A 17,705-nucleotide genomic window follows, 5' to 3' on the forward strand; every position below is an offset into this window, starting at 1 on the left:
CTCCGCTTTGAGTTCATCCGCCAGGTCGGTAGCCTTAAGAATAGAGTACTTGGTATCTTAGATAGGATTTTCCCAGAATACCCCGGCTGCTTCTCCGACGTATTTATCCGGACTTCAAAGGAGCTGCTTAAATCTTATCCGGCGCCGGAAGAGTTGGCTGAAGTGGACCTTTCAGAGTTATCTGCTTTCCTTAAAGAACATTCCCGCGGCAGGTTCGGTGAAGAAAGAGCTAAAAAGATTCAATCTCCGGCTAAAGGAACCTTCGGTATTACCATCGCTCTGGACGCTTTCTCCCTTCAGCTTCGTTTGCTGATTGAGCAAATTGAATTTATTGAAGAACAGATAAAGGTTATCGAGGACGCTATTAACGAAGTTATGGAGGAGCTTCGTCCCAGTAAAGAGACACCTTATCGCCACGTAATTGAAACTATTCCGGGCATTGGCCCTGTCCTTGCTGCTGCAATTATCGGTGAGATAGGTGATATTTCCCGTTTCCCTAACCCCCGGGCTCTTGTAGCCTATGCTGGTTTAGATGCTACTGTAAGGGCTTCTGGATTGTTTGAGGGTACTCGTAACCGCATGTCCAAACGTGGTTCCCCTGTTTTAAGAAACAGCTTGTGGTTAGCTGCGGTTTCAGCCCGTCGGTTTAACCCAGAGTTGAAAGCTTATTATGAGCTAAAACGCAGCCAGGGAAAGCATTTAAATGTTGCTACAGGAGCCGTAGCAAGAAAACTTGTTCACTTGATTTATTCTCTTTGGAAGGATAACCGGCCTTATGACCCGGATTATCAATGGTCTCCACCCGGCAACAATGCATGAACAGAATTTCCATGTGATTGTCAAAAATTTTTGCTATAACCTATTGACTTTTCATAGCACGTCTTAATTTATTATCCCCAAAAGCAAACAAAAAAGAGAAATAAAGGGTTAAGCCCTTTATTTCTCTCTGTCGTCTACCTGAGAGATTCTCTCCCGAATTTTGTAAATTCGGGAAATTGCCCCGTCGGTGCCTTTCGGCTCTCCAGAGGCATGTCCGGATGCGGTCCTTTTGCCTGAGAGTTTCGCGGGCGCTGCCGCTTACACCTTCGGCGCCCCTTTAAGGGGTCTCTCCCGCACCCATCATCCACTGGGTTATTTAGTTATTTATGACTTTCTTACCATATTTATTATATTATAAATTTTTTCAATATGCAAGGCTCAGATGGCATTGGAAAATTTAAGTAGTTAAAAGGTGATAAAAGTAAAAAAAAAAAAAGACCAGCTACACAAGAAACAAACACAAGAAACAATAAGGACTGTGAGGTCTTGTATTAAACATTCGACACCTTATAGACGAAATCCTTCTTCTACTTAATAATGGTTTAAAAAAATTTTAGAAGATAATCGGAGGTAAGGTCTCGGATTTTATTCAACTAAATTTTCCTCCAGAGTTCCATGAGAAAAGCCACAACTTCTTCAAAAACCGACGTGTTGAGGGAATAATAGATATTCTGTCCTTTCCGCTCGTCTACAACCATGCCTGCCTGTTTTAGCACGTTGAGGTGATGAGATATGGTGGGCCAAGATATATCGAACTTCTCCGCTATTTCTCCGGCTGTCATGTCTTTTTCTCTCAGCATATACAGGATTTTCCTTCGCACGGGATCGGAAAGGGCCTTAAAGGCCGAACTCAGACCCATTATGAATTCCCCCTATATCCCTTATCCCTGGCTCTTAATTTTCCTAAAGAGCAAATACGAATAGACGAAGCCGAAGATGGTAACGGCAAGGATCGATCCCATGCTCAGGAAAAATCCCAATTTTTCCTCCAAAAATAGGCCCAAAATCCAAATAAAACCCGCAATCACCCAAAGAGGCCCGGAAATGCGGTGGGTCTTGTTCCAAACCTCTTCGCTTGCCAGCGTCCACGGGGTCTTTATCCCGAAAGTGTAGTTGTGCCTTATCTTTCCCATGTAATTTCCCAGGAAAACAAACATTAAGCCGATGGCCAGCATGGTAAACCTTCCTATTGAAACGGGAATACCCAGGGCGTACAAAGTCGTGGCTATATATAACGCGGAAAAAATCAAGACCATTATCGTCCTGAAGGTTCCGTAGACGTACCTAAACTTTTTGTAGCTTTCCGGTTTCGGGTCAATGACCGGAGCAAAGGAAAGAAGCATATAAAGTCCTAGAACAACCGTAGGCATGAAAAATACATGGGCAGTTTTGGACATGTACCCGTCCACCTGTCCGGAAGCGTTCCAGTGGGAAGGCACCATGTCGGGAAGCTGGGGGTATACGGCAAACCCAATAACGTACAGGGAGGCTATAAGGCCCAATAAAAGCCAATTTACCGGAAGGGCGGACTTTTTCTTTTCAGCCACACAAATCCCTCCAAGCTATTTTGATGATTATCTAAATATAGTATAACAAAAAAATAGGCTTATGGCAATAAAGTTTCTATCACGAAAATTATATCTCACTTTGTCTTTATCTCCTGAAGGTACCTATCAAAAAGTTCAGTTGCTTCCTCCAATATTGAAGTGTCATGAATTATAAGTTTTTCAGCCTCTTTTTTATAAAAACTTTTTATTTTCTCCCACCTGAAGTCCAATATTTCGACTTTGGAAGCTAAAATTTTACTATTCTCCAGCATCTTATACCATTCATTTCTAAGGACTACGGCAGTATCTACAACATCCCTAACCTTCAAACTTTCCGGCCTGTAGAAAAGCTTTTTTATAACTATTTCCCAAGGGGTTTCTACCTGAATCTTACGGCCCAAGATTTCTTTTTTTACGTACCAATCTTCGGTCAAATGGGGAGCCAGTATAAAGTCTATCTCACCTTCATCCATTTTCAATTTTACAAAATTCGACATCTCGGTATAATCTTTAATTCCTTCTATATAAGAATTCAGTCGCGGGGTCACCAACAGCAAGTGCTGCGCATCTGTCAAAAAGATATCTACATCAAAACTTTCCCTATGGTTATAATATAATGAGAGTGCGCTTCCCCCTCCGAATGACCACTCATTTTCAGCTATACCGGAATTTTCTAAAATACCAATTGCCTTCTGAAATAGGTTAATCCAGTGCTCAGGCATTTTCAAACATCTCCTCCAGTTGTTTGTTGGGATAATACGGCTTTACGTACTTTTCGTAGAAATCTTTTATATTCTTTTCAGTAATACCGTAGGCGATTATAAACCTCTGAACATCCTGGAGATGAACATCCGTGAAAAAATTGAATATTTGTACCATGTATTCTTTGTCGAATTCCATTTTCTTGATTAACTCCGCTAGTTTCTTTTCCTTTAAGTAGTTTTTGGTTTGTGCATTTATGGTCGTTTCCACAATCATGGAAGATCCCCACCTGTCTTTTGTTTGTTAAGATTATTCTATCAATTATAAGGAAAACAAACAAGGGCAATATAAATGGAAAGCCAAACCTATATTCTTTTATAACTGGCTTGAATATCACCCCAGCAGCTCCTTGTATAATAATAAAGATACTGCTGAGCAAACCCGGCAAGATTCCCAAATCTTTTTTCCGCAAAATCTAAAATCTCTTTCACCGGCACTTCCCTGCCGCCAAAGTAAAGGTGCTCGACAACCCTTTTTATCCACACGTCTACTGGGAAGGCGTCGAATTTTCTTAGGGAAAAAAGGAGCACACAGTCGGCTATTTTGCGTCCCACGCCTGGGATTCGCATGAGCATCTCTCTTGCTTCTTCCGTGGGAAAATCCTTAAGTTTTTCCAGGTCTATTTCACCGGCTGCTACCATCCGGGCCGCCGCAATTATGTACCTGCCTCTGAAACCGCAGCGGGTATCTCTGATCTGGAATTCCGTTAGAGACGCTAGCACCTCCGGAGTGGGAAAAGTATAGTATTTTTCTCCCTCTAACTCCACAGGAGTTCCCAAGCATCTCGCCATCCGCTCTATCGACCTCTTTATATTCGGTATGCTGTTGTTGGCTGAAAGAATAAAGGAGATCAGGGTTTCCCAGGGCTGCTGGTGCAGGATGCGGTTACCGCTGCAAAACTTTACAGCCGGCGTCAATTCCAGAAAGGCGCATAATTTTTCTTCAATATCCCTGTAATCTCTTTCCAGGTCAAAATAATCCCGGATAATTTCAATCGACTCCTCGCCACCGTTTGTTAACACCTTTAAAGTATCTTCCTCCTGATAGGCCTTCATCACCAGGTTTCCCACCACGCCCAGGTAACCCCCGTCCTCCATCCTGTTCCACCGAAAGGCCTGGCCACATTCCGTCATCGCTTTCAGGTTGAAAGGAGAAATACCTGTAAATGTTATCTCCAATTTTTATCTTCCTCTCTTTCTTTTTAACTGCATATCAATGTATCCAGCTTTCATTGCGCTCTCATCTTTGTATTTTAACTCTTAAAAAGCCGATTAGGAAGTTTTCTAAAAAGGCAAAGCCCGGGGCCCATCCCCGGACTTTACAACTTACCCATATTTTTCCCATTTCAGCACTTCGGAGAGCGATTTTTTAGGAGGATTAGGGGTTTGGCTGGTGTACCCGAGCGCGACAAGGGAGATGAGTTCATATTTCTCGGGCACATTAAGTAGTTTTCTCACATCTTCGGCGTAAGGTTTTCCGTGACCTGCCACCCAGCACGAACCGATTCCGTAAGCTTTTGCGGCAAGGAGGATGTTCTCGGTAGCCGCAGACCCATCTTCTACTTTGTAAGTACTTTCCTTCTCGCAAAAAACTGCCACGCACGCTGCAGCTTCGGCAATGAATTTGCCATGGGTTGCAAGCTTGGCCAGTTCTTTTTTTCCTTCTTCGTTGGTCACGACTACAAATATCCAAGGTTGGTAATTTCTCGCAGTAGCAGCAAGTCTTGCGCAATCTATAATATCTTCCAATATTTCCTTAGGAATTGGTTTGGCCTCGTACTGGCGCACACTTCTTCTTTCTTTTAAAACCCTGATAACCTCATTCACAAATTCCTCACCTCACATCTTTTTTACGGCCAAAATTACTTTATGCCCATTTATGTCCCACTCCCTGGAGAAGCTACCCTCAGGCGGTGCGGTTTTTTCGATGGAAATAGCAAGGGTATCGCCTTTGATTTCTTCGCCATGAGAGTTTAACACCTCGTCGATTACGCAATCCCCAGTGTAATAGACGTAAATCTTGTCCTCCACTTCGAATCCGGCTTCTTTTCTCATGTTCTGAATTTTGCTGGTTAGCTCTCTTGCTATTCCTTCCAGCATAAGCTCGCGGGTAATTGTAGTGTCGAGCACGACGTAGTAGCCGCCCTCTCCTTCTGTGCAGAATCCCTCTTTGTCCTGGGCCCTTATGTCGAGTTCTTCCTGTGTGAGCCTTACCTCCTGACCTTCCACATTGAGGACAACTTCGCCTTTTTCCCTGGCTTCCCTAATCAATTCGGCAGCATTGGCCTTAGAAATTTCCCGGGCAATAGCGGGCATGAGTTTTCCGTATTTGGGACCCAAAAGGTCAAAGCGCGGCTTTAATGTATAGGTGAAGTACTGTTCTGCCATTACGATGTATTCTATTTCCTTTATGTTTAGCTCTTCTTTTATGATATCGGTCAGATCCTTTATAAGCTGCTCATCTTTGGGATTTCTGAGCTGCACCATCATCTTTGAAAGAGGCTGGCGGTTTTTGATTTTTGCCTTGTTCCTCGCAGCCCGGCCCAATTCTACGATTTTTCTCGCCATTTCCATCTTGTATTCAAGTTTTTCGTCGATAAGTTCCTCCCGCACCTCTGGGTAATTGCAAAGGTGGACGCTCTCGGGCGCCTCGGGGTAGGGAACCCTCACCAGGTTTTGATAGAGTTCTTCGGTTATGAAGGGAACAAAGGGAGCTGCCATCTTAATGAGCGTTACCAGTGCTTCGTATAATGTAAGGAAAGCAGCCACTTTGTCGCCATCCATCTCTGATTTCCAGAATCTTTCCCTCGAGCGGCGGACATACCAATTGCTCATGTCGTCCACCAGATGCTCCAATGCCCTTGCTGCAGCCGTTATGTCGAAGTAGTCAAGGCTCTCCCTGACCTTTTTATTAGTGCTGTTTATCCTGGAAAGCAGCCAGCGGTCCATCTCAGACCTTTCTTTCGGGTGAATGAAATATTTCCTCGGGTCGAAATCGTCAATGCTGGCGTATAATGTAAAAAATGAATATACGTTCCAAAGGGTCCCTAAAAATCTCCTCTGGGCCTCGCTCACCGCCTCCTTGTAAAAGCGGCTCGGCATCCACGGAGGGCTTGCCACGTACAGGTACCACCTCATTGCATCGGCTCCCTGCTCGTTGAGCACCTCCCAGGGGTCGAGCACGTTGCCCTTGTGCTTGCTCATCTTCTGCCCATACTGGTCGAGGACGTGCCCCATAACGAGGACGTTCTTGTAGGGCGAGGTATCAAACAGCAATGTTGAAATCACAAAGAGGCTGTAGAACCATCCCCTGGTCTGATCTATGGCTTCGGATATGAAATCAGCAGGGAAGCGTTCCCTGAACACTTCTTCGTTTTCGAAAGGATAGTGGAATTGGGCAAAAGGCATGGAGCCCGAATCGAACCAGCAATCTATAACTTCGGGGACGCGCTTCATGTCGCCGCCGCAGTCGGGACACTTCAATATAACTTCGTCCACATAGGGCTTGTGCAGCTCTATATCTCCAATTGGCAGCTTGCTCATCGCCTTCATTTCCTCGATGCTTCCCACGGCGTGTTCCTTTCCGCACTTTTCGCATACCCAGATGTTTAAGGGCGTGCCCCAGTAGCGCTCCCGACTCAAGCACCAGTCTATTACGTTCTCCAGGAAATTCCCGAAACGCCCGTCCCTTATATGCTCCGGGTGCCATCCTATCTTTTGATTTAACTCTAAAAGCCTTTCTTTAACCGCCGTCGTCTTGATGAACCAACTGTTCCTGGCATAATAAAGGAGCGGCGTGTCGCATCTCCAGCAGAACGGATAGGTATGAAGGTATCTTTCGGATTTGTAAAGAAGTCCCCTCTGTTTCAAGTCCTTTATTATGCCTTTGTCGGCATCTTTCACGAACATTCCCGTCCAGGGCATGACTTTTTCGGTAAATCTTCCCTGGGTGTCCACGGGCTGCAGTACGGGGAGTCCGTATTTCTGTCCCATCCGGTAGTCGTCTTCACCGAAGGCCGGAGCTATATGAACTATCCCCGTTCCTTCGTCCATTGTCACAAAATCTCCCGTTACTACGTAAAAAGCTTTATCCTTGTATTCTTCAAAGAACGGAAATATTGGCTTGTACTTTAGTCCTGCAAGTTTTGCCCCTGGGAATTCCTCGAGGACTTTATATTCCCCTTCTACGACACCCAGCCTTTCTTGGGCAAGTATCAGACTTTCGCCGTTTTGCTCGATTTTTACGTAGGTCGCATCTTCCTTTACAGCCAGTGCCACGTTCGACGGCAGCGTCCAAGGCGTCGTGGTCCAAACGAGGAAATAAGTTCTGTCCTCGCCTTCCAGCAGGAACTTCACAAATACCGACGGGTCTTCCACTTCCTCGTAACCCTGGGCCACCTCATGGCTGGAAAGTGATGTTCCGCACCTAGGGCAGTAAGGCACTACTTTGTGGCCTTTGTAAAGCAAACCCTTCTCCCAAATTTTTTTCAACGCCCACCAAACCGATTCGATGTAGGTGTTGTGGTAGGTGACGTAGGGGTTCTCCATATCTATCCAGAAGCCTACACGCTCGGTCATCCTCTTCCATTCCTGCTCGTAGGTGAATACGCTTTCCTTGCACTTTTTAATGAACTCTTCGACGCCGTATTCCTCGATTTGGGGTTTTCCGCTTATCCCTAGCTGCTTTTCCACTTCCAGTTCTACCGGAAGGCCGTGCGTGTCCCAGCCCCCCTTGCGCTCCACTCTGTAGCCCAACATGGTTTTGTACCTCGGAATAAGGTCTTTTATAACCCTGGTAAGGACGTGGCCTGCATGGGGTTTGCCGTTGGCGGTGGGGGGGCCTTCATAGAAAACGTAGTGCGGAGCGTCTTTTCGATTTTCCAAAGTTTTTTCGAAAATCCGTTCTTTTTTCCAAAAATCAAGGATCTTTTCTTCGATGGGAACAAAGTTCATAGTAGGTTCTACTTTTTTGAACATATAACTTATATCCCTCCATCAAAAATCCTTGCAGCTTTATATTTTCCATAAAACGAAAAATCTCGCCCCAAAAAAGGGGCGAGACTGTTCCCGCGGTACCACCCTGATGGCGCCGGACGAAATCCGCCCGGCCCTCTCATTGAGATAACGGCAACGCCGTAGGCTCCTACTCCTTGCGTTTCGGGCCTCGCTCCGGGGGGATTTTCGGCCACCGGTAATCCGCCGGTCTCCCACCGCCACCGGCTCGCTTGAGGTTTCCCGGTGCTTACTTTCCCCGTCATCGCTTTTACACTTTCAATTTTTTTCTAATATACCCCACTTTTCAACCTTTGTCAACGGCTTTTGTCGGGTTTGTAAATTAAAGCCTCTTCGTCCACGTAAAGTTCGCAGGGCATGGGTCTGTTTTCGATTTTCTCAAAGCCGCTCACCGTTTCTATTCGGTACATAGAAGATCTGTACCAATTGAGCTTAGGTTTTACTTGAACGAAGGAGTAGTCATCCCTGATGCTGCCCAACAGGTAGTCCCAGTTGACGTAATGGTTGAAATTGTCGATTATATCGGTAATCGCCACTTTAAACTTGGAAAGCAGCATCTTTTGGAACTGACTCCACTTTTTTAGCGACGCCTCGGTGCGGGTCAATCCGAAATATCCGGCACACCCTTCTCCCGAAAGGCTCGAAAGTCCTCGAGTCATGCAAACCTCCAACGCCTCTATCGTCTCAGGCGGGTCGGTGTTGAAGGTGTCGAAATACCCCACGTACTGTTCCGGAAGTTTATCCCTGAAGTCGTACTTCAGCGCTTTTACAGGCACGCTGAGCATTGATGCCTTTTCGTTGATATAATTTACAAGCCTTTCGTCTATCTCCAGGACCACTATTTCTTTGGGCATCCCTGTAAGGCCCGCTGCTAAACTCAGAAGGTCGTCGTCGCCAAGCACTAAAAGTTTCTTGCCTTCAAGGTCCCCCCGTTCGGTCATAAGAGCCACTCTTGCCATAACGCTGGCAGTAGTGATGTATCCCTGGTCATAGTCTATGATGGCTTTGGGCCGGTCTACCGTAAGCTCATCGAATTTCTGCATCCATTCCTTTATTTTTTCCAATCCGATTCCGCGACCTTCACAGGCAGGGCACGTATAGTCCCTTCTTGGGGCTATGAAATTTTCCTTTAAAAATTCCTGCCCCTGCGGGGTAAGAGTAATTTCTCCTTCCTGGTCTACTCTGACAAGACCTTTTTCCTTTAGAGCGCCAATTATTTCCGCTACAACGCTGAACGGTTTTTGGGTAGCACACACTATTTCCCAAAAATGAGAAGAACTTGCAAGACCAGAAATTATTTTTTCCACATCCCTTGCAGTAGTATCGACCTTCGTCTTTTCGGTCACTGCCTCTGAAAGTTGCCTGACGTCCATTACCTCACCCCCATTATGCGATTTAAAAAGGACCCTGTATTTTACAAGGCCCTGAATAGAAAGATAAATATAATATTTGCGCGAACGGCAATAATTATATAATTTAAAGCCATTAAAGTCAAGAGCAGTCAAAATGTCGGATCGGCTTAAATAAAAATAAAATTTACATTCTGGGATTTAAATCGCATTGAGAGGTTCCTTTATAAAATTATATAAAATATTATACCCACAATCTAAGTTTTATATAACTTTTATAGTAACATATCCCATAGAAATTGTGCTATAGTAGCGGCGAGTGATATAAAAAATGCACTCCTAAAAGCTCTTTTAAAAGGATAATTTTTTCCCTTACAAAATAAATAAAGAATAATAGATAGCGAGCTCAACAAAAAAATAAATCTTTCTATATAACTATATATATTCATAAGTATCTAACTCCTTTACTGCTTAATCTGAACTGCCGAAAACTCTATTACCTAGTTTAATAATATTATCAGCAGGGGAGTAAAAATGGCTTACAATGACAGCTAATGCCGCCGCTTTAATTATTTTTTTTATAATTAATAATTAATAACAAAAAGAAGAACCTCGTAAATTGAGGTTCTTTCGTATATCTTCAAATAACGATCGGGACCAAAATCCATGATAACAAGAAAGCCGAAATGATGCGGATAATCATTCCCACGATAGCAGCCTGCATGGCCTCTCCTGCGGTTAGGTCCGAATTCTGAGACCATACGGCCGGAATCTGGGCCAGCGGAATCTGAAGTGGAAAGCCCGATGCGGCTAGAATGAACGAACCTATCGCAAGGCGCGGAGGAACGTTGCTTATGGTCTCTACCAGGGTGTTCATAGCTAGAGTCGGCGATACCAGTATCGACTGCATTCCCGTCTGGGGATCTATAGAAAGCGCGCTAAGGAATGCGGTTAGAGCACTTTCTATCGGTTTCCAAACCCCTAAGAAATCAAGGGCCCCCATCAAGGCAAACACCACAGCAGCCGCTGGTATCAAGAGCAGAAACAACAGCTCCGCTCCCTCTCTTGCGCCGTTGAAGATGGTGGGTATCGCCGGAGTATTGGGGGTAAACCTCGGCATTTCGGCTACGTCCTTAAATTTTACATCTCTGTATAATGTCTTGCTCAGCAGGAGAGGGACGAGCACCACAGGAAGGAAGAGCCCAACCACTATTATCGGAAATGCCCAAAGTCCCCCTTTTGTGAAAGCCAAGAGCCCCAGCATGAATGTGGAAAACGATTGATTGCCCTGGCACATGGTGGCAATGGCTATCTTTTGCTCGTCTTTAGTAGCCCCCGCTTTTTTCAAGGACGGTGCGGTTATCCGCCCTGCGGCATTTATATCCCCCAAAATGTTGTATATTGCAGGCACAATTATGAGGGGAGTAATTTTCATCAGCCTAGCAACCGGGGTAAAAAGGCGTACCAGCGCATCGGTAAAACCAAGCCTTTCCAAGATCCGCCCAGTCATGACACTCAGTATAATAGCACTCCCCAGGGTCCCGGTTAGATATACTTTTACCACAATCGGCACTACCCTATTGACCATCGCGTCGAAAATACCGCCGATTACCCCGGGCCTTACAAAGAGAACGGCAAGAGAACTCAAAAGAAGTACAAGGCCCACCCATTCTATCGTCTCTACTTTACGACCTACTTCAGGTAATTCCTTTTCCCGCAATGCCATTATGCTTCCTCCTTCCTTTTGTAAAATAATTCACTTTTCAAGATTTATTTTTGTTTTGCTTTAGCCTGTATCCCCCCTTTTTTTTTCTGACAAGATAATTCTTTGCTATATAGACTGCGTACTCTTTTATAGACGATGCCCCAACGTACTCCATAGGTATCGAGGTAATCCTCTCTCTAAGGATGACAATTCTTACATCTTCGGGCAGGTAACTCCTTAAGGCATAAGCTAAGGGGAGCCCGTTTTCAAATACTTCCATGGAATGGCAGTTCCCGCATATAAAGCTGAGCCCCAGTTCCTTTGCTTTAGCAACCAGCCCGCTGTCCCTTCTCGTCCTGCTTATGGTAGCTAATACCGTATCCGCCTCCGGATGCTCGTTTTTTGCCTTCTCCAGGTGCTCTGGCGTAAATCCCGTATGGGGAAAGATATGCAGCACAGTATTTACTTGGGTCTCTGGAGTGCCCACCAAAATCTCGCCTCTTACGGCCGTAACCGAATCTATCACATCACCGCAACCGTATAGCGATCTTTCGCACTCGACTAATTTTAACTCTCTTTCGATGTCCATCATTTTGTCGAGCCTGTCCAAGATGTCGCCGAGCGTTTTAATACCGTCCAGTACCTTTCCTACGTAGAGGATGTTTCCTGGTACGCCGCCGTACTTTATGTCAACCCGGAATGCCCTGTGGCCATGAAGGTATGATATACCTGGATGCAGGCCGTGAAAAGCCTCATGGAGCTCTATGACGTTGATGCCGTAAAGCCCCAAATAGTTTTTTAAGGTTACCCCGCCAGAGTTTGCTGCATCGGCTACAGGATGATGAGCCACGATGAGGTCGACTCCCGTAGCCGCAGCCAATTCTATACAGCTTTCTGTCAGGGTCATAACGACTGCTATTTTGTTCACTTTCGCCTCGGGGTCTCCGAACACCAGGCCCGGTATCTCCATAACCGATTTACCGGGTATATTAGAAGATTTCATGACGACGAAAGGATTCCTGCCGGAAAAAAGGTCCTCAGTGCCTCTTACAACTCTGCCGCCGGTGATGTCATCGAGCACATTTATTACATCTTTTACTTTTATCTGCATCTTTATAAAATCCCCCTTTGTAAGCAAAAATAAATAGGCCGCCAAATAAATACTTCCTACAGGGAAAACCACACCACGTTCCTCTTCAGGAAATGGCGCAATCGTTCCCTTTAGAAGCACTTATTTGACGGCCTCGAGCTATCCTTGCGGATCTCTCTTATCCAGTCCACTTATTTTCTTGATCAGTTCTTGTTTACATAAATAAATATCATATAATCATTTTTTTGTCAATATAGATTATTATTTTTGTATTACAAATTTTCTCTAGATAAAAACTCTTCTACGGGTTTGACAGTTATTATTATAGTACCCGCCAGTTGATTCACAGGGTCGTAATCTTTCAAAATACTCCTTATTTCCAGACCGGTGGCTTCTTCAAAATTTTTCTTAAATCTCACCTTAAATTCGTTCAATAAAGCCAGGTCCATCAACCTTGCGGTGAAACTATCTTTATTGTCCAAGTGCCTTAAAACCGATATCCGTCGGTTCAAAGCTATTATTATTATCTTATCTCCTATTACCTCAACTTTTTGCCAATCGAGCCCCCTGCCGTACATCTCCTCGTTGACGCGGTTATTTATTTTCATCACTTCCTGTTTGAAATCCCCGAGTTTTTTCAAAAAAATCCCTCCTCACTAGGGTTTCATTAACAAACCACCTTCAAAATGAATAGATTAAAATATAATATTGCTTTTCAAAGGAGGAATAAAGCCGTGGAGTTCAGCATCGAACTTTTCGCAAGCAGGGCCATCTACATTGCCGATTACCATGAAATTTCCCTTGCAATCACCGTAAACGACAAATTAATAGAGGAAAGCCTTTCGAAGGACGCCTTCAATTTTTACGGCGTAATTCTCGGAGGAAAAAGGGTAACCGCCACAGGGCGAAAGATTTTATATACCTACAAAGACCTTGTAGAAATATTTGAAGCCAAACCCGCACGGCCCTTCAACCTGATTTATTTGGATCCGGGAGACGAAATCAAACTTACTGTAGATACCAATTTATACCTCGACCCGGGTATTATGGCCCAAGATTTGATAATGCGCATTTTCTTAGGAAACAGATCTCAGGAAATCCCCCTAAACAGGCCTGATGTAAAAATAGACTGGCCAAGGCGTGGATTTTTTGTAGTCGACATGAGCGAATATGTGAAAACGATGTACTCCGAAAGGACTTTTGCACTTTAGCATATCACCCTACCACCCCAGCATACACTAGAAAAAGCATAAGCGCACCTATGAGTATCCTGTAATACGCAAAGGTTTTAAGAGAATGTCGGGTAAGGTATGCCAAAAACCTATCCACCGCAAGTAAGGCCACGATGAAGGAAACCGCAAATCCTACTCCCAACGCCTTCCATTCTACAGCAGTCACCGAAGAAAACCCCTTCATAAGCGAATAGGTGGTAGCCCCCAGCATTGTCGGGATCGCGAGGAAAAAGGAAAATTCGGCAGCAGCTTTTACTGATAGTCCCGCAGCCATACCCCCCATTATCGTGGAAGCAGAGCGCGACATACCCGGAAAAAGCGAAAGGCACTGGGAAATACCTACTATCAGCGACTTTCCTGGTGTCATTTCTTCAAGGTCTTCGATACCGTAGCGCCCGAACACGTTCTCGGCCAAAATCATAAGAAATCCACCCAATATCAGGGCAATCGCCACAGTAAAAGACGAAAAAAGATAGCGTTCGATGTAATCATTTATGAGCACTCCAAGTATTGCCGAGGGCAAAAAGGCTATAAAAATATTAAGCCAGAAGCGGAATCCCCTCTGTCCGGGCAGCAACTCTTTAAAGGAACTTATTATTTTATGCCTATAGTAGAATATAACCGCAAATATTGCCCCAAGTTGTATAACTATCTCGAACATTATGTGAAACGGCCTTCCTTTAAAATTTATCAGGTCTCCCGCTATTATTAGATGGCCTGTCGAAGAAACGGGAAGGAATTCAGTCAAGCCTTCGACTATTCCCATAATAATTGCTTTCATAAATAGGTGCATTTTTATTCTCCTTTACCCTTTATTTTTTTTATAATCGAAATCACTTCCTCGTCAGAAATTTGCGGGAAAAACTTGTAAAACTGGCCGACGGCGTAAAAGGGCTCATCGGAATAAATGTAAACCACTTCGTCTACCAAGCCTTCAAATTCAACGAGAGTATCCGGAGCTATGACGGGTGAGGCAACGACAACGCGCTCGGCATTTAGCCCCCGTATGAAGTCGACAGCAGCCTTTACCGTATAACCCGTAGCTATTCCATCGTCGACTATAATAGCGGTTCTGCCTTCCAGACTCTCGTAAACATCGCTTCCCCTGTACTTTTTTAATCTTTCCTTTATCTCATTGATTTTGTTCTGCTTTTGTGCCATTAAATAGCTTTCACTCACCTTCAATACTCTTACCGCTTCTTCATTTATTATAACGTCGCCATCAGGAGAGACGGCGCCGATTGCCAGCTCTTCGTTAAAAGGTGCACCTATCTTTCGGGCGACGACAACGTCAAGGGGAATCTGGAGATATTCGCAGACGGCCTCCGCTACCACCACACCGCCCCGAGGCACGGCGAAAACCACCGCACTTTTATCGTTTTTGTATTTCAAAAGAGCCTGTGCCAGCTTTTTACCAGCTTCCTTCCGGTCTTCAAACAACACTTTCCTCACCCTTTTTTAAGAACTTGCAGCATAGAATAATATTATGTAAAATATATTAAAAAAATTCAAAGGAGGTATTTTTTTGGAGAAAACTTTCGTTATGATAAAGCCCGACGGCGTAAATCGCGGCCTTATAGGTTCCATTTTACAGCGCTACGAACAAAAAGGTCTGAAGCTGGTCGCAGCAAAGCTCACAAAGGTATCAAAAGAACTTGCCGAAGAACATTACCGCGAGCACTCCTCAAAACCTTTTTTCAACGAACTTGTGGAGTACATAACGTCTGGACCTGTCTTTGCAATGGTTCTCGAAGGGGAAAATGCCATTAAGCTCGTGCGCTTGCTCAACGGAGCCACCAAAGTTGAAGAAGCACTTCCCGGCACTATCAGAGGCGATTTTGCTACCTCCACGACTCACAACCTCGTCCATGCTTCTGATAGTCCTGAAAGTGCCTACCGTGAAATAAAACTTTGGTTCCCCGAGCTTTAATCTGGTTTACAGGTTTATTTAATCTTTTTCAATCTGGGATTTTCTATAATGCCTGGAATCCGGCCTCTCTTTGCCACAGGCCTGCCTTCCACCACCTTGATGTCCATGGTCATGTCTATCGGCGATGCCCCTGAAATGTAACTTCCGACTCCGAAAGCATCCGCGCCGGCCTCGGAAAGCTCCCTTATCCTTTCCGGGGTAAGACCGCCAGACACGAATATTTTCACGTAATTGTAACCCTTTTGGTCGAGCCTTTTTCTTACTTCATAAACCAGTTCTCTGGTTACCCCACCTCTTTCGCTGGGGGTATCAAGTCTTATTCCTTCGAGGGCTTTTCCTAATGCTTCGGCTACAGCCAGCGATTCTTCGGCCTCATCTTTGAAGGTATCTACCAGGATAATCCTCGGCGAATCTGGGGGCATAATCTCGTGATATGCTTTTGCCACCGATACGGTGTCCCCCGCGATGAGCATGGCCGCGTGGGGTACCGTTCCCGACGGCTGCCGGTTAAGGAGTTTTGCAGCCAGTATGCAGCTGGCGTTGCTGGCACCGCCTATCACCGCCGCCCTCTCCATTACCGGCGCCACTGCAGGGTGCACGTGACGGGCGCCAAAGCAAATCATCACCTTGTCTCCCGCCGCTTCCCTGCACTCCCTGGCTGCCGTCGCCCAGCCGCTGGATTGGGCTAAAATACCAAGAAGAGCGGTTTCAAAAATACCGAATTCGCCGTAAGGGCCTTTTATCCTCATCACGGTTTCTTTGGGAGAAAATCTCTCGCCTTCAGGAAGGGCGTAGATTTCAACGTTTTTATCCTTCAAAAGGCTCAAAACTTCCTCCACTCCGCACATTATGCCGGCTTTTCTCGGAAAGACCTCGGCCACCACATCCGTATTTTCGAGGCCCATGTATTTCAATATTTCCATGGTCTTAATGAAATAGATGTCGGTGGTAGCTCCTTTTTTTATTTCTTCATGGGTAGCCGAAAAAAAGAGCCTGTCTTCATCTACTTTGAAATTTTTTACATCTTCTAGACTCTTCATTTCCTTCATAAAATAACCTCCGCCATAATGATATTATAGTCTAGGTTCTGGTTTCAAAATCGTACAATCTTTTATACCAAAAATAGGCCTTCTTTACCTTTTGCACAAAACGCCTGGTTTCCTCGAAAGGTATGAAATTGGGGTTCTTTTTCTTATCGAAAATTCCGCTTTTTATCCACTCCCTGACATTGCCCCTCCCTCCATTGTATGCGGCCAGAGCCAAATCGGTATCCTTAAATTCCTTGATTAGCCCAGCAAGATACCAAGTTCCTATGCGGATGTTTACCCCTGGATTGAAAAATTCTCTAGCCTTTATATTTCCAATCCCTATTTGCTCAGCAGCCCACCGGGCTGTATCGGGCATAATTTGCATTAATCCCATAGCACCTTTAGGTGACACTGCCTCCGGCGAAAAGTTACTCTCCACTTTTATGACAGCAGCCACAAGATAAGGGTCCACACCGTATTCGTCCGCATATTTCACTATATATTCCTCGTACTTTAGCGGATAAAGGTACCTTAAAAACCACAGCACATTGCTGTAAAGCGAAACCAATCCAACCAAAAATAAAATAAAAATTGCTATGTTCCTCGTTGTGATTCTTCCCACGTCTTTTCTATTTCCCTCCATATCTCGTCCACTTGTTTTTGCGTATCTTCTATGTCCCTGCTGTTATCAATTATTCTGGTAGCAAATTTAAGCTTTTCCTCAAGAGGCATCTGGGCCCTTATTCTCTCCACAGCCTCGGCGTAGCTAATGTAGTTTTCCCTTTTTATTAGCCTCTCTATTTGAGTTTTTTCGTCTACTGCTACGACCCATACCTCTTCCACTAACACATCAAGCCCTATTTCAAGTAGGAGGGCAGCGTCTATTACGACAATCTTTTCATTTCTCTTCTTACATTCTTCAAGTTGCCGTTTAATCTCTTCCACTATCCTCGGATGAGTTATTCGGTTTAGTACACTTAATTCTTTCTCATCAGAAAAAACTATTTTGGCCAATTTTTTCCGGAGAATATTCCCCGACTCGTCCAAGATCTCCTTCCCAAAATGTCTCACTATGTCTTCCCATGCGGGTTTGCCCGGTTTTACTATCTCTTTGGCTATCTCGTCAGCATCGATAATATATGCACCTTTCTCTCGCAGCATCTTAGAAACTGTGCTTTTCCCACTTGCGATTCCGCCGGTAAGACCTATTACTCTCAAAGCTTCCTCCTCC

At 44.8% G+C, this 17,705-nt stretch carries 19 protein-coding genes, 2 riboswitches and 1 other annotated feature; of the genes, 3 read left to right on the forward strand and 16 right to left on the reverse strand.

All coding sequences use genetic code 11. From position 1 onward, the window contains the following. Positions 1–819, forward strand: an 819-nt coding sequence (locus BUB66_RS06440) for an IS110 family RNA-guided transposase (RefSeq protein ID WP_073256443.1), incomplete at its 5' end; no start/stop codon positions are given. A gap of 125 nt (positions 820–944) precedes the next feature. Next, positions 945–1,027: riboswitch (glycine riboswitch) on the reverse strand. Between the two features lie 3 nt (positions 1,028–1,030). After that, positions 1,031–1,123: riboswitch (glycine riboswitch) on the reverse strand. Positions 1,124–1,412: 289 nt separating this feature from the next. On the opposite strand, the gene BUB66_RS06445 is transcribed toward BUB66_RS06440, so the two are convergent. The 11 genes from BUB66_RS06445 to BUB66_RS06500 all read right to left on the reverse strand — a co-directional run bounded on the left by BUB66_RS06445 (position 1,413) and on the right by BUB66_RS06500 (position 12,925). Continuing rightward, positions 1,413–1,679 (reverse strand): autorepressor SdpR family transcription factor, encoded by a 267-nt coding sequence (locus tag BUB66_RS06445; RefSeq protein WP_073256446.1) that lies wholly within the window; start codon positions 1,677–1,679, stop codon positions 1,413–1,415. Between the two features lie 21 nt (positions 1,680–1,700). Continuing rightward, entirely contained in the window at positions 1,701–2,366 is a 666-nt protein-coding gene (locus tag BUB66_RS06450) for an SdpI family protein (protein WP_073256449.1), read from the reverse strand. A gap of 95 nt (positions 2,367–2,461) precedes the next feature. Beyond that, the gene (locus tag BUB66_RS06455) at positions 2,462–3,088 is read right to left on the reverse strand and encodes a nucleotidyl transferase AbiEii/AbiGii toxin family protein (protein WP_244269786.1); all 627 of its coding nucleotides are present in this window, start codon (positions 3,086–3,088) and stop codon (positions 2,462–2,464) included. Beyond that, positions 3,081–3,344, reverse strand: coding sequence for a hypothetical protein (locus BUB66_RS06460; RefSeq protein ID WP_198409390.1), 264 nt, complete (start codon positions 3,342–3,344; stop codon positions 3,081–3,083). The genes BUB66_RS06455 and BUB66_RS06460 overlap by 8 nt, the downstream gene beginning before the upstream one ends. An 89-nt stretch (positions 3,345–3,433) precedes the next feature. Beyond that, a complete protein-coding gene (locus tag BUB66_RS06465) occupies positions 3,434–4,306 on the reverse strand; it encodes a DNA-3-methyladenine glycosylase family protein (protein ID WP_073256455.1) in 873 nt (290 codons plus the stop codon). A gap of 147 nt (positions 4,307–4,453) precedes the next feature. Continuing rightward, the gene (locus BUB66_RS06470; protein WP_073256458.1) at positions 4,454–4,954 is read right to left on the reverse strand and encodes a nitroreductase family protein; all 501 of its coding nucleotides are present in this window, start codon (positions 4,952–4,954) and stop codon (positions 4,454–4,456) included. 12 nt (positions 4,955–4,966) lie between these two features. Then, positions 4,967–8,104 (reverse strand): isoleucine--tRNA ligase, encoded by a 3,138-nt coding sequence (ileS, locus tag BUB66_RS06475; protein ID WP_073256461.1) that lies wholly within the window; start codon positions 8,102–8,104, stop codon positions 4,967–4,969. A 71-nt stretch (positions 8,105–8,175) separates the two neighbouring features. Next, positions 8,176–8,394 (reverse strand) — a binding site (T-box leader). A gap of 42 nt (positions 8,395–8,436) precedes the next feature. Continuing rightward, positions 8,437–9,513 (reverse strand): bis-aminopropyl spermidine synthase family protein, encoded by a 1,077-nt coding sequence (locus BUB66_RS06485; protein ID WP_073256467.1) that lies wholly within the window; start codon positions 9,511–9,513, stop codon positions 8,437–8,439. Between the two features lie 616 nt (positions 9,514–10,129). Then, positions 10,130–11,215, reverse strand: coding sequence for a hypothetical protein (locus BUB66_RS06490; protein WP_073256469.1), 1,086 nt, complete (start codon positions 11,213–11,215; stop codon positions 10,130–10,132). A 37-nt stretch (positions 11,216–11,252) separates the two neighbouring features. Further along, entirely contained in the window at positions 11,253–12,305 is a 1,053-nt protein-coding gene (locus BUB66_RS06495; RefSeq protein ID WP_188092880.1) for a Nif3-like dinuclear metal center hexameric protein, read from the reverse strand. Positions 12,306–12,556: 251 nt separating this feature from the next. Beyond that, complete coding sequence (locus BUB66_RS06500) at positions 12,557–12,925, reverse strand: Na-translocating system protein MpsC family protein (protein WP_073256472.1); 369 nt, start codon at positions 12,923–12,925, stop codon at positions 12,557–12,559. Between the two features lie 93 nt (positions 12,926–13,018). Between BUB66_RS06500 and BUB66_RS06505 the strand changes: the two genes are divergently transcribed. Further along, on the forward strand, positions 13,019–13,495 hold the full coding sequence (locus tag BUB66_RS06505) for a hypothetical protein (protein ID WP_073256475.1): 477 nt from the start codon (positions 13,019–13,021) through the stop codon (positions 13,493–13,495). Positions 13,496–13,499: 4 nt separating this feature from the next. Here BUB66_RS06505 and BUB66_RS06510 read toward each other — a convergent pair whose 3' ends face one another. Next, positions 13,500–14,309, reverse strand: coding sequence for an undecaprenyl-diphosphate phosphatase (locus BUB66_RS06510; RefSeq protein WP_073256479.1), 810 nt, complete (start codon positions 14,307–14,309; stop codon positions 13,500–13,502). 2 nt (positions 14,310–14,311) lie between these two features. Further along, positions 14,312–14,968, reverse strand: coding sequence for a phosphoribosyltransferase (locus BUB66_RS06515; protein WP_244269781.1), 657 nt, complete (start codon positions 14,966–14,968; stop codon positions 14,312–14,314). Positions 14,969–15,041: 73 nt separating this feature from the next. Here BUB66_RS06515 and ndk point away from each other — a divergent pair, with 73 nt between their 5' ends. Further along, positions 15,042–15,446, forward strand: a complete 405-nt coding sequence (ndk, locus tag BUB66_RS06520; RefSeq protein WP_073256485.1) for a nucleoside-diphosphate kinase — start codon at positions 15,042–15,044, stop codon at positions 15,444–15,446. A gap of 14 nt (positions 15,447–15,460) precedes the next feature. On the opposite strand, the gene BUB66_RS06525 is transcribed toward ndk, so the two are convergent. From BUB66_RS06525 to coaE, 3 genes are read right to left on the reverse strand one after another with little or no spacing between them, the layout of a single operon-like run. Further along, positions 15,461–16,495, reverse strand: a complete 1,035-nt coding sequence (locus BUB66_RS06525; protein WP_073256488.1) for a nicotinate phosphoribosyltransferase — start codon at positions 16,493–16,495, stop codon at positions 15,461–15,463. A gap of 31 nt (positions 16,496–16,526) precedes the next feature. Beyond that, positions 16,527–17,117, reverse strand: a complete 591-nt coding sequence (locus tag BUB66_RS06530) for a lytic transglycosylase domain-containing protein (RefSeq protein ID WP_073256491.1) — start codon at positions 17,115–17,117, stop codon at positions 16,527–16,529. Beyond that, on the reverse strand, positions 17,069–17,692 hold the full coding sequence (gene coaE / locus BUB66_RS06535; protein ID WP_073256494.1) for a dephospho-CoA kinase: 624 nt from the start codon (positions 17,690–17,692) through the stop codon (positions 17,069–17,071). The genes BUB66_RS06530 and coaE overlap by 49 nt, the downstream gene beginning before the upstream one ends. Between the last annotated feature and the right edge of the window lie 13 nt (positions 17,693–17,705).

The organism is Caldanaerovirga acetigignens (genome assembly GCF_900142995.1).
Taxonomy (GTDB): Bacteria; Bacillota; Thermosediminibacteria; order Thermosediminibacterales; family Thermosediminibacteraceae; genus Fervidicola; species Fervidicola acetigignens.